Source organism: Bartonella saheliensis, assembly GCF_902162175.1.
On sequence record NZ_LR607200.1, the window covers coordinates 25,126 to 37,990 of the forward strand.

The following is a 12,865-nucleotide window of genomic DNA, read 5'->3' on the forward strand; positions in this document are numbered from 1 at the left end:
AATTTTTTAGACTTAATTTTATAATCTAATAGATTATGCTCCTTATGAAACTTCGTTCTTTGTTATGAGATAACCTATTCTAGAAAATCATTATTTTCATAAGAAATATAGAATATTGAAAAAAATAAAAAGAAAATACTTTATAACTCATTGTTTTTACAGATGTTTTTATCACTCAATGCATTTTTCTTCTAACTGATTTTGTAGCAGAGGAGAATTTTATTTTAGAAGGCTGTTAATTCATATGCCTTGAGGCGTTTTATGTGCCTTTTCAGCCTCAATTTTACGCTTTAAATACAATTTTAAAAGTGGCAAAGTGGCTTCGACTTCTTCCATGTCGTTGAGCTTTTGAATAAGCTCTTGCAATTTTCCATAAAGCTCTGCTGCTAATTCCGCAACATCTTCAGGAGAAAGTGTTATGTTTGCATCATGATATGTTGTATAAGCTAAATATCCAAGCTTTTTCATCAAACCAGCAGGAATTGCTTGTGATCTTAAACCAGCTGCCTTCACTTTTGCCATATCTGAAAACATCTCGCCATCGCCCGTTACAAGCCAATTTAAATTGACTTTTAATTTCTGTGATAGAACAATCAAAAATTCTACATTAGGAAAGGTCGTTCCTCTCTCAGCGTGGTCATAAATGGCTTTATTAATACCTAAACGGGTTGCTATTTGATGCCTACTAAGCAGCAAACTTTCTCGTATCAAACGTAATCGCTTTGCCTGTTCTGTTTTGGGTTCAATTTCTTTTTTTGCCAAATTACACAATAATATAAATATTGCATTTACTTAATGCAATATTTATATTATACCTCTCCTTACTGCCCTTTATGTTGGGCAAAGATTTACATACATAACCCCACAAAAATGGATGTTACAGCATCCGTTTAAGCAGGAGCGAAAAATTTATGACAATCACACAAAAAATGCGATTGCCGTGGCTTTTTAATGAGCTGCACCGTTTTAATATGTTTGTAGCGAAACTCATGAAAGATCACCATACCGTCTTAAAAGTCGCAGTTGCATTTTTTTCAACAGTAAAAATGCTCACTACAACTTCCTCATCTTACTGTGCGTTAACGCCGAATACGCAAACGCACTTTCCATAGCTTTTTAATTACATAAGATAAAAAGTTTATCAATCTCTAAAAATGAATATAACTTAAGATCTTGTACAACCGAAAAGAGAAAGGATTCTTAAAATATGCTATAATTTATTGGTTCTTAAACTGGATTTTAACAATAGAAAAGATTTTTTACTTTAGAAAATTTAGCGATTTTTCTTGTTACTGTTAAAGGCGTTTTTCAGCCTCAATTTTACGCTTTAAATACAATGTTAAAAGTGGCAAAGTAGCTTCAACTTCTTCCATGTCGTTGAGCTTTTGAATAAGCTCTTGCAATTTTCCATAAAGCTCTGCTGCTAATTCCGCAACATCTTCAGGAGAAAGTGTTATGTTTGCACCATGATATGTTGTATAAACTAAATGTCCAAGCTTTTTCATCAAACCAGCAGGAATCGCTTGCAGTTTTAAACCAGCTGCTTTCGCTTTTGCCATATCTGAAAACATCTCGCCATGGCCCGTTACAAGCCAATCTAATGAAACACCACAAATTTCTTGATATTTGGAGAGCGCAGAGGCTGTAGGTTCACTGATACCCGTTTCATAAGTTCCTATAGAGCCAGCAGTGACACCAAGATGTTCAGCAAACTGCTTACGCTCTGTGAAACCAAGAGCATGACGCACTTCACGAAAACGTTTTGCCAACTCAGTTTTAGGTTTTGCTTCCGGACGAGCCAAAAAATTACTCCAAAATCAATATAATTGTTGACTAAATAATTATATTGATTTATATCTATCGTTACTGCTCTTAGAAAAAGCAGTTATCACATACATAACCCCACAAAAACGGATGTTACAGCATCCATTCCAGCAGGAGCGAAAAATTTATGACAATCACACAAAAAATGCGACCGCCATAGTGTTTTGCCAAGTCCCCACTCTCATACCCCTAGGCAAAACGCGTGGAATTCTACCAAATATCGACCTTCAGTGTCAAAAACATTTGGGCATCCTCTCATGAAAAAACAACACCTGCCATAGCCAATTATATAGCCGTCGAATAAAATTTTTATCAGCTGCTCTCTCAAAAAGCGTAGTCATATGTTTCACAGCAGTAAAAGCCCAATACGGTTCTCTTCATTGCGCGCTGTGCAATATACCATTGAAATCTTATTATAAAAATACGCAAATACACTTCTTATAGTTTTTATAAGATAAAAGGTTTATTAATGTCTAAAACTCAATATAAAAGAAGCAAAATAATTGCATTTCTACAAAAAGTGAGATTATCACGCATTCTCAAAGAGCTGAACGTTTACAAATCATGCTTACTTATTGTAGATATCAATGGCACTGATTTAGCTGTAATTGGCAATAAAGATTTCAGGATGTTTGGTGTATTGCCAAAATATTCTTCCTATGCGCAAATTAAAAGCCTTTTTGCAATGTATTTTAAATGCTATAAGTTCTATAATGAACGTATTGCCATCCATATTTACAATTGGGCGCTTCAAAATCTTGGAGTGACAAAGTTTTTAATAGGCATTGATTTAAAAGCGCGTATTTTGCAGAAAATTGATAAAACCATGAGGTTCGTATACATGGCAACTCTGAGTAATGATAGTGGAGTGATCCTCAAACAGACCAAAGCTGCACAGAAAATCGAAAGGTGGAGGAATTCAGCATGACCTCTTTATGCGATAAAGAATTATCCGATACACTAGTTGGTCTTTATGACGATTATCAACGGGGTTTTGACATTGGAGAAGAACTTAAACTATGTGTGGATTTAGCTTTATCTCTTGAATTGGAACTCAGTATCCTCCGTTTAAGTGAAACAGATGCGCTTTTAAAAAAAGATATTGTGCAAACCTTAAATCGTCGCAGAAGTTCTCATTCTAATGAGGATGAAATGGATACAATTTTTCATATGGATTTTGAAAAACAAAAATAATGTAACATTCTTCCCGTATGATTAAGAGAGCACTTTACTTTCTTCTGTGCTTAAAAAAATTTTTAAGAAGCTCTAAAATTTTGGGTCTTTGCCTCTTTACAAAAGTCCTATGAATTAAAGAAACATATCAGCCCTTTTTGGTTATCATCAAAAAATAAAGAGTATTCTATAACAATATAAATATTTGCCATCTCCTTTAAAAGTAAATGTGAAAAGCATGGTAAATACGTAATAAACATGGCATATATTGATTACGCATTTAAAGACAATTTAGTGTTTTTTATGTTTATAAAATAGCACGATGAGCATCCCAACAAATGCAACAATACTTTGAAGGAAATATATTGATTGAGGTGATATGCTACTGCTATCGTTTGCCATAATGAGATAAACTCCGAGGATAAAGCATCCAGAAAGACCATTAAAACTTGCCTGCAATCTTCCTTGGTATTCAGGATCACAAGAGAGTTGCGATAAAGAAATCGAAAGAGCCCAACTCGAAAGTCCAAATCCAATCATGAAATAAAGAGGAAAAACAGCAAACGTGTGTGTATTAATAGACAAAATAGCAAGTCCAATAGCCATAATAGCTAATAAAAATGCCAATGTTTTCCTTATGGATAAAACTTTACAAAGAAGTGGCGAAAGAAGCGCTCCTGTCAATACGCCCATAGAATAAAGCACCTCAAATATTGCAAAGATCCTGCTATCTGCATTTAAGATCTCTTGTGTATAAGGAACAAGAATAACAGGGATGGTCATTAAAAGTGTCATAATAATCATCTGGCTTATATAAGGCATAAAAAGAATTGGATTCTGCTTAAAATAATGAAGGGAGGCTGTATAACTTTCCCACCAATTTTGCTTACTTTGATTTTTAGCTCTACGCTTTTTAGGTACCCTCATTGCAAAATTAAATAAACCAGCAATAATAAAGAATATACCACCTATTAGAAGAGTTCCTTTTGTTCCTACACAGGCAAGTATAAATCCACTAAACCCCATACCGATAATTGTGCCAAGTTCATAGACCATATCAATGGTTGCATTTGCATTGATGAGTTGTTTTTTAGGAACAATACTTTGGATTAAAGGAACAGCTGAAGGCATATAAAAAGAAATAAAAATACCCAACAAAGCAGATAAGACCATCAAATCAATTTCTATACCCAATTGCCAAAGTATACTCCACCCAATAATCACCAAACCTCTGACAAAATTTGAAATAATAATCTGCGCTTTACGATTATATTTATCTGCCAATATGCCCCAAATAGGTGCAAAAATAATGCTCGGCATCCAGAGAAAAAACATCAAAAGTGCTACACCACGAATTGAATTCGTTTGACTGTAAGCAAGCCACGATAATGCAATATAATTGAGCCCATTTCCAAATGTGGCAAACAAACCGCTCAAGGTAAAATAGATGAAAGTTCTATTCTCGAATAGAGCAGCACGTTCTTTCAAATTTGCGATGAACATAAATCATCCCCTCATACACACGTCATTCAGGATGCAGTATAACCGCATTTAAAAACATATATTTAGCTCTTATTTTAATTCATTAAACTTAAAGAAACAAAATTCCTCATTTTGTTAGAGCCTGATTAATTCTTTATGAAAAAAACGCTCTAGATATCATATAGGATAATCTTAACATACTGAAGATTCATAAATATTTCTATTCTCATTAAGAATTACATTAGCGTCATAGATAGAATACAGTAGCTTTTCAATCAATTATTTTAACTTATAATAACGACAAAGCGAATAAGTGATCTCATTGTTATGATAGAGGATTTTGGATTAGTCGTTTCCACAGGCAAGTTATAAATTTGATGCTCATAAAAGACATTCAATAGGTAATCGCACCAGAAGTGAGACAGACTTTTAGAGGAATATATGGAATCTCAGCGTGATTTTCTCAAAAATAATTGACTTTTAAAATTGCATCATTTGAGGCAAAAGAAAAATTCAATATCAACCCTATAGAAGGGGATAAAGAGCAGCTCCCATTCAACTTTCTTTTAGAATTTATACTTGACATAATGGTCAAAGGAGGGTTCCTTTATGCACAGTGCAATTCGTGAGGGGGACCACACCACATGCTACAGACCATTCAATCGCAAAGTGAAAAATTTGATGGATTGGCTGATGATTATGATCGCTATCGTCCACGCTATCCCCTCAGCTTATTTAAAATCATGCTGCTTCCTTTTAAAGATAAAAAACATTTGTCCATTGTGGATGTGGGAGCTGGAACTGGCATCGCATTAGAGGGAATTATCAAACTTCTAGGCAATGAACATCAGTATCATGCGATCGATGTCTCAATAGTATGATTAAGCAGGGGAAAAGAAAATTTCCTTTTGTGCAGTGGTATCACGGTAAAGCCGAAAGCCTCTTGCCCCAAATCGGTAAGGTTGATCTTGTTGTTGCAGCACAAGCGTTTCAGTGGATGGATCGCCCTCTATTGCTTAGCATTGTCTCAAGCCAACTTCGCGCTGGAAGCGTTATGGCCGTTATTCAAAACAATCGTGATTTTAAAAATAGTCAATTTCTAGCTGCTTATGAAACATTATTAGAGGAGATGAGCCCTCACTATTCCCGTTATTATCGTAATTTTGATTTTTTACAAGAAATGCGTGATGGCCTTGGAGTCAATTCAGAAAAGGTTGATTTACATACACACAATTGGACGATGACAATCCCCTCCGAAGCTTTTATAGGTATGAGCCGCTCTTCAACGCAAGTGCAACGCGCCATTGCCAGCCATGGAGAAAAATACTTACAGCAATTGGTTGCGCTGATAAAACAATATGAAATACAGGGAAATTTGGAACTTTTATATCGAAGTGAACTCTACATCTATATAAAATAATCTTACATCTATGGTTCTCTCCATATAATATCCTAAAACAATGGAGTCATCCTATCCAAATCGATTGTATAAAACGCTACCTAAAATTGTATTAGCACACCTCAATCTGAGACCATAAAATAATTTCTGCCTGGTAATGAGGGGTGTTACCAACTCAAAATCCAAGCTTATCTCGACAATGATCAAGAATACCCATACAACCTTATATTAAACAGAGACACTCTTGAGAATACAAAAAATAACTCTCAAACGTAGCTGTGCTGATCAACTGGAAAAGTAACCTTTTATCGGCAAGGTTCCCACAAGAAACACAGCAAAAATACCCGCCTTCTCCGCTACTCAAATTTCTGAAATAAACTATTATTACAGTAAATATCAGCGTTCAACTTTATTATCATGGCCCTATCGAAACAACTTGACCTATCTAGTAATAGATGTACTAACTGTTTATGAACATGTGTATCAATTATGATATTGCGTGTTTTTAAGAGATGCCAACATGGGGGGTAATGTGCGCAAACAGCTAATGTTTCGGTTTTATGGGCTTGTTGTTCTGCTCTATTTTTCTGATATGGTGCTCTTCTTAAGTAACCTTTGGAATGCTTATCGCATAACATCCTCATCGATTTTTTTAGGGATAACCATGGCTTTGGGGACCCTTACACCCTATCTTTTGAAAAAAAGTGGTCTTGTGCATATTAAAGTCTCGTTGCAATTGGGAGATTTATATAAAAGGCGGATTGTCATCTATAGCCTTCTTTTATTGATTGCGCTTTTTCATTATGTTGACTCCCCTTTGGGTTTTATTGCGGTCTCTATTTCTATTGGTTATCTCTCGTTGATCACTTTAAGTACGCTGGAGACTTATAATACTAAACTCGCGCTTAGTGGTTATATTAACGCCCAAAAAGCTTCCCGCATTATGCAAACAGTGGTGCAGATTGGTGCCTTTTTGGGAGCAGCATTGAGTGGTTATCTCTTAGAAGCCACCAGTCCACGAGGAGAAGCAGCTGAAATCGGCTATAATGGTTTGATTGCAGCCATTTGTATATTTGACATTATCATAAGCCTTGTGGCTGGGTACATCATCTTTCGCGATAAATATAATACCAAGTGCACTACAAATGGCTTGCCATCTACCACTGATAAAGAACCAACGCTTATACCGCAAGCAGATAAGCTTTCCCTAGAGCTTAAACTTTTATGCGTCTGCATAGGTCTTATTGGCTTTCACATTTGCGCCTATAATACATTGGCAACCATTCTTTTTCAGAGTGTGAAAGATTTTGGCTCTGAATATTATGGACTGTGCAGTGCGGTTGCGGGTGTGGGCGCTTTTTTGGCTGCTTTTATCAAAATCCCGCGCTTTGAATTCATCTTCCCAGCCCTTATGTTGGGGTTAGCTGATTTTATTTTTAGCACCACACAATCACCTTATTTGGCTGTGGCCTTTTGCTTTTTTATTGGCTTTTCGATGAATACTATGCGGATTAACGCCCGCAAACATATGATTGAAGCGACAAAAACAGAAATTCAAGCAGAGCTGGTTGGAAGCTATAGCGGCATGCTTTATACGCTCTCCCAATCGGCGGGTTATGTTATTCTTGGTCTTCTTACAAGCTCTGCTCTTATGGGCCCCCAAGCAGCCATTTATCTTCTCCCCCTTATCGGGTTGATAATCTTTATCTATGTTCTTTTTCTTTCATTACAGCGGGCCCAAACATGAGCAAAACTATTCTTATTGTCGATCCTTTTTCCACGGGAGCTCTCTATGCCCCTGCTTTGCAAAAATTGGGCTATACCTGTTACGGTGTTATCTCTCAACCAGCTCCCTTTTCACACTTTATGCTCTCTTATCAGGGGGAGGGCATGGCAGAAGCAAAACTTCATAGCATCGATGAGATAAAGCAACGCTTTCCTGTCGGCACAATAAAAGCTGTGATCGCAGGTGCAGAACGAGGTATTTATTGTGCAGAACAATTGGCTGCTTATTATGGTTGTCCTGGAAATAACCCCTCAACCACCGATTGGCGGCGGAAAAAAGCAGCAATGCAAAAGCGCCTTTGTGAAAATGGTTTATCTTATATAAGGTCAAAGATTCTTACAAAAGACGATTGTGCTCTCAATGATTTTGAAAGCCTGAGCGGATATGTGATAAAGCCAAACGATTCTGCTGGGAGTGATGGTGTTTTGTTTTTCTCTAACCGTGAGGAAGTGGCAGCGTGGATTTCTGAAATTGACTGGACACAGAAAAATATTTTTGGTGTACCTAACGAGGCTTATTTGCTTCAAGAAAGATTGAAGGGAGAGGAATATATCGTAGATGCCATTGTAAAGGGAGAGGCTATAAAGATATGCGCTTTATCGCGATATAAAAAGGGTATCCATAATGGAAGTGCTTTTGTTTATGAATCGCTTGATGTGCTTGATGCTCAAGATCCCCTTTATGCCGCTCTGATCTCTTATGCAAAACAGTGCATTCGCGCAGTGGGAATTGAATATGGACCTGCGCATATGGAAATCATGCAAACCGCGCGTGGTCCAGTGATGATCGAAGTAGGGGCTCGCCTCCACGGAGGGATTGCCCCCATTTTGTTTGCGCATTGCTATGAAGATGGCTTACTTGAAAGCTCCGTTAACCTTATTGCGGGTGTGTTTTCGCCAACACCAAGTCGTTTTAAGAAAAAAGGGCGTATTATCTTTCTTATCAACAAGATCGATAATCATATTATAAAAGATATTAACTTGTGGAAGCAAAAGCTTCACTCTTGGGAAAATGTGGTTCATTTTATGCTCTTTTTTAAAGAAAATGAGCCTCTGCCCTTAACCATCGATTTAAATACCTGCCCAGCTATTGTAGCAATTTGGGGACAGAGTGATGATGAATTATCGACTCTGGAAAGGATAATTCGTAGTAATTTTTTATAGAAAAAACATCAATTGGAAATAATAAAAAAATAAATTAACAAAATCAAAGAGCTTGAAATTCCCTCACCTTTATATAATCCATTGATTTTATGATAAATGGCGGAGAGAGAGGGATTCGAACCCTCGATATGGTTTCCCATATACACGCGTTCCAGGCGTGCGCCTTCAACCACTCGGCCACCTCTCCAGAAGTCTCGCACTATACTCAGAAAGAAATAACGTGCAAGCCCAAATTATGCATTTAAAACTTTAAAAACAAATTCATTTATTAAAATAAAAGCTGATACCTTTTGAATAATAAGCACATCCTTTCTTTTTAAGAAAAAACTTTTTCCGTGGATAGTTATGTATAATACAAGAATGAGCATAAAAAGCTTATCCCCAATCATAAATTTTCATGCTTATTTACACACCTTCTGCTTTATCAAAAAACACTGCTCTTAAATTGGTAAACGATCTATATTTTCTTCACCATGGAATAATGAAACATCTCTCGCTTATTCACACTGATTATACCAACAATAAATAGAATAAGAACGATATGAATTTCATTTTAATAAAAATCATTTTCAACCCTCTCCCCTCCCCAAGAGTGAGAATTCTTAACCATGATAGATCTGATTTAAAATTACTCTCTTAAAATGAGAGCTATCTGCTTATCACTTTTATGTTTCACTTCATAGGTATAAGTTTTAATTTATCACTATAAATATTAATATATTGCCTATAAATCGCTCTAAAAGACAATGAGCCACCATACTAAAGATCTAAAACTTTACACAATGAATGTGTTTTTTCTCTTCACATTCTTACCACTGTATATCCTTGCTCAGAGCGCGTACAGCTCGTGCAGTTTCACATTGTAGTGCTTTTTGTGCTAAAATTTTCATCTCTTCGAAACTATGACTCTGCAAACACGCCTTTACTGGAGAAATATCGCAAGATATCATAGAAAGCTCATTAATTCCCAATCCAGTCAAAATCATCGCACCAAAAGGATCTCCAGCAACACCACCGCATACACTAACCCAACATTGATGTTGTGCTGCTCCCTGAATAGTCTTATAAATCATACGCAAAACTGCTGGATCAAGGCTATCCGCTTCAGATACAAGGTATGGGTTTTGCCGATCAACTGCCATTGTATACTGTGTTAAATCGTTGGTTCCAATTGAGAAAAAATCAACATGGGCACCTAACACATCTGCCATAATGGCTGCTGCTGGAACTTCGATCATAATACCAAGTTTTAATTTGGGTGCATCAACATCATTGCGGATTTCTTCTGCAATCTTTTTTATAGTAACAATCTCTGAAACAGACATCACCATTGGAAACACAATCCATAGATCTCCGCCCTCTTTTGCTGCTCGATATAAAGCACGTAATTGAGGAACCAAAAGATCACGCCGACGTAACAAAAGCCGTGTTCCTCGAACACCTAAAAAAGGATTATCTTCTTTAGATAAATGTAAATGCGTAACCTGTTTATCCCCACCAATATCGAGCGCACGAATAATTAATGGCTTATCTCCTACAGCTGCAATCATTGCTCGATATATATCAAATTGGGCCTCTTCATCCGGAATATGTGGATTCTCTAAAAATAAAAATTCTGTGCGCATGAGTCCAATACCCTCAGCACCCAAATCAAACGCAACAGGAACCTGATTTGCATAATTGGCATTAGCCATGATACGAATTCTTTGACCATCTGTCGTTTGCAATGGTAATCGAGACGCACTTATCTCACTAACACGTTTTTGCGCAACACGATCAATATGTCTTTGAGCATCTTCAATATCTTCAAGCGTAGGATTAAAATAAATGAATCCGTTATCACCATCAATAATAGCTTGAATATCAGACTGAACCGCTAAAATATCATCACCTACCGCAACAACCATCGGAATACCAAGCGTACGCGCTAAAATAGCTGTATGAGAGAGTGGACCTCCCCATGCTGTTACTAATCCTTTTACTTTTGTACCATCAAGTTGTGCGACATCAGAAGGAGAAAGATCATTTGTAACCAGAATAACACCACTTGGAATATCATTTAAAAAGAAGGATCTATAGGATGGATTTATTTCACCTAAAACACGACGACCAACATCAATTAAATTAACCGCACGCGCTGCTAACAAAGGATTATCTACCTTAGAAAACATATCTGAAAATTGCCGAACCGCTCTATCCCAAGACCAAGCAACACCATGACCTTCTGCTATAAAACGACAAGCTTGAGCTATCAGATTTTCATCTTCAAGCAAAACCATCTGCGCAGAAAAAATAGCAGCAGAATCCGCTCCCATACGCACTGTAATATCAGAAATCACCGATGCTAATTTATGTTTTGTTTTTGTAAGAGCATTTTCAAGACATGCTGTACCAACTGCAAAATCAATTGGCTGGTCTATTATGGAAATATCATTTTGCCTTAAAACAAAAATCTTACCAAATACTAACCCCGAACTTGCTCCAACACCAGAAACGCCTTTTTGCATGGAACGTGGATACCAACCATGAAAAGTCTTTGCTTGAGATTCCATCTCTCTCACCACGCATTTTTCACTAATACTCACCTTTTTTACAACAGAAATAGCATCCTGAAGAAGTTGTGCTCCTTCTGCAGCATCTGTAGAAAAAATCAGAACATCACCGTTTTTTACACCTAATTGCAATAAACCAACCAAATTTTTCATTTCAACGGCATATTGACCATGGCGAACTCTAATAGAACTTTGAATCCTTTTTGCAAAATCAACCCAAAGAGAAGCTGGTCGTGCATGTAGACCACTTGGATAATCTAAAGTCCATTCCTGACACATCGAAAGATCACCAATAAAAGTTTTTTCTTTCTTTATATCCTGATAAAATAAAGTTGTAACAATTTGCCGTTTGTCCGTAGTTGTCGCAAGTACTTCAAGTTGTTTTTTATCAAATAAAAGAGACGTCAATTTTTTGCAAATTTCTCTATAACGATCTGGAGACGCTGCAATGGCAATAATCAAATGTGCTTTCTTTCCATCTTGCCACTCAACACCTGCAGGAACCTGTATAACAGCAACAGCATCTTTGATGATTAAATCACAATTTTCAACCAAGCCATGAGGAATGGCTATACCATTCCCAAGCCAAGTATTCGTTATTTCTTCACGTGCAAGCATGCTTTCCAGATAGCATTTATCAACAGCGCCAACTTGTACAAGCAACTCAGCAGCAGCATAAATCGCATCATTTTTATGATTAAAAGCAGCTGCAAGTTGTACAGATTTCATAGACAAGATTTCACTCTCCGTAAAATCTACATTCATTGCTTCTGCTTTCTCAAATCCCATCATGAATTCAAACTACCTTACATTTGAATACAAATATCCCTGATAAATTTCACTTCAAAGCCACATTTTTAAAAATATAAGATGTGCACAACATCATGACCTTTGATTTTATGCAATTCAATAGAACTAAGTGAGGTGCTTAAATACCTCAATATAACCGATAAAACAATTGGATATTATAATCCTGCGGGTAGCTTAAACCATCACAAGCAAATTTAACTCTTAACTTTTACTTTACAAAGATAAAATCTCAATTTTTACAGCCCCAATCACCTGAAAAACTATGTTTTAAAACGCTCTCTTCATCCAAAGTTACTCAACATAACTTGCCATTACTCTCCCTTTAAGAAAGCATTCTCCTCAATCATTTGTAACTCAGCTAATATTTTAACTTTTCCTCCAGATTTAACTTTCTGTGTCCCTTTTATCAATTTATTACACCATCAAAAATTGTTCCATGCAACTTACTATCTTTAAAATTCTATGCGGCGCACCCTACGATACCCATTCATCAATTATATAACATTGATATATTTTAAGCTAATCCTTTGCTTCAATCAATATCGCAAACACATAATACTCTCTGATACAGATTTGCAAAGAACGCATATCCCCCAAACACGATCATCAAGCAATAAAACGAAAAAACTCTATAAATAATCTTACTTTCTAGACATTTCGACAAATGAGATAAATA

Annotated in this window: 8 protein-coding genes, 1 tRNA gene and 1 pseudogene; 5 read left to right on the forward strand and 5 right to left on the reverse strand. The window is 36.4% G+C overall.

Annotated elements, in window-relative coordinates:
• Positions 1 to 240 precede the first annotated feature (240 nt).
• Both FS875_RS03395 and FS875_RS03400 read right to left on the reverse strand, forming a co-directional pair.
• On the reverse strand, positions 241 to 762 hold the full coding sequence (locus FS875_RS03395) for a helix-turn-helix domain-containing protein (protein WP_144753058.1): 522 nt from the start codon (positions 760 to 762) through the stop codon (positions 241 to 243).
• A gap of 533 nt (positions 763 to 1,295) precedes the next feature.
• Entirely contained in the window at positions 1,296 to 1,802 is a 507-nt protein-coding gene (locus FS875_RS03400; RefSeq protein ID WP_144753061.1) for a helix-turn-helix domain-containing protein, read from the reverse strand.
• A 491-nt stretch (positions 1,803 to 2,293) separates the two neighbouring features.
• On the opposite strand from FS875_RS03400, the gene FS875_RS03405 reads away from it, so the two are divergent.
• Positions 2,294 to 2,752 (forward strand): hypothetical protein, encoded by a 459-nt coding sequence (locus tag FS875_RS03405; protein ID WP_246067846.1) that lies wholly within the window; start codon positions 2,294 to 2,296, stop codon positions 2,750 to 2,752.
• The gene (locus FS875_RS03410; protein WP_144753064.1) at positions 2,749 to 3,018 is read left to right on the forward strand and encodes a hypothetical protein; all 270 of its coding nucleotides are present in this window, start codon (positions 2,749 to 2,751) and stop codon (positions 3,016 to 3,018) included. Before FS875_RS03405 ends, FS875_RS03410 begins: the two co-directional genes overlap by 4 nt.
• Positions 3,019 to 3,288: 270 nt before the next feature.
• On the opposite strand, the gene FS875_RS03415 is transcribed toward FS875_RS03410, so the two are convergent.
• The gene (locus FS875_RS03415; protein ID WP_144753067.1) at positions 3,289 to 4,500 is read right to left on the reverse strand and encodes an MFS transporter; all 1,212 of its coding nucleotides are present in this window, start codon (positions 4,498 to 4,500) and stop codon (positions 3,289 to 3,291) included.
• A gap of 623 nt (positions 4,501 to 5,123) precedes the next feature.
• On the opposite strand from FS875_RS03415, the pseudogene FS875_RS03420 reads away from it, so the two are divergent.
• From FS875_RS03420 to FS875_RS03430, 3 genes and pseudogenes are all read left to right on the forward strand, one after another.
• A pseudogene (locus tag FS875_RS03420) lies at positions 5,124 to 5,899 on the forward strand (class I SAM-dependent methyltransferase).
• Between the two features lie 499 nt (positions 5,900 to 6,398).
• On the forward strand, positions 6,399 to 7,625 hold the full coding sequence (locus FS875_RS03425) for an MFS transporter (RefSeq protein WP_144753070.1): 1,227 nt from the start codon (positions 6,399 to 6,401) through the stop codon (positions 7,623 to 7,625).
• On the forward strand, positions 7,622 to 8,827 hold the full coding sequence (locus tag FS875_RS03430) for an ATP-grasp domain-containing protein (protein WP_144753073.1): 1,206 nt from the start codon (positions 7,622 to 7,624) through the stop codon (positions 8,825 to 8,827). The genes FS875_RS03425 and FS875_RS03430 overlap by 4 nt, the downstream gene beginning before the upstream one ends.
• A gap of 97 nt (positions 8,828 to 8,924) precedes the next feature.
• Here FS875_RS03430 and FS875_RS03435 read toward each other — a convergent pair.
• Together FS875_RS03435 and ptsP are read right to left on the reverse strand one after the other, a co-directional pair.
• Positions 8,925 to 9,014: transfer RNA gene (locus FS875_RS03435), tRNA-Ser, on the reverse strand.
• Positions 9,015 to 9,636: 622 nt separating this feature from the next.
• Entirely contained in the window at positions 9,637 to 12,171 is a 2,535-nt protein-coding gene (gene ptsP / locus FS875_RS03440) for a phosphoenolpyruvate--protein phosphotransferase (RefSeq protein ID WP_144753076.1), read from the reverse strand.
• Between the last annotated feature and the right edge of the window lie 694 nt (positions 12,172 to 12,865).

What these genes read in the sequence shown, in the direction of transcription:
- FS875_RS03425 (WP_144753070.1), top strand. Translation starts at nt 6,399, where the DNA reads ATGGGGGGTAATGTGCGCAAACAGCTAATGTTTCGGTTTTATGGGCTT.
- FS875_RS03430 (WP_144753073.1), top strand. Translation starts at nt 7,622, where the DNA reads ATGAGCAAAACTATTCTTATTGTCGATCCTTTTTCCACGGGAGCTCTC.
- FS875_RS03405 (WP_246067846.1), top strand. Translation starts at nt 2,294, where the DNA reads ATGTCTAAAACTCAATATAAAAGAAGCAAAATAATTGCATTTCTACAA.
- ptsP (WP_144753076.1), bottom strand. Translation starts at nt 12,171, where the DNA reads ATGATGGGATTTGAGAAAGCAGAAGCAATGAATGTAGATTTTACGGAG.
- FS875_RS03410 (WP_144753064.1), top strand. Translation starts at nt 2,749, where the DNA reads ATGACCTCTTTATGCGATAAAGAATTATCCGATACACTAGTTGGTCTT.
- FS875_RS03415 (WP_144753067.1), bottom strand. Translation starts at nt 4,500, where the DNA reads ATGTTCATCGCAAATTTGAAAGAACGTGCTGCTCTATTCGAGAATAGA.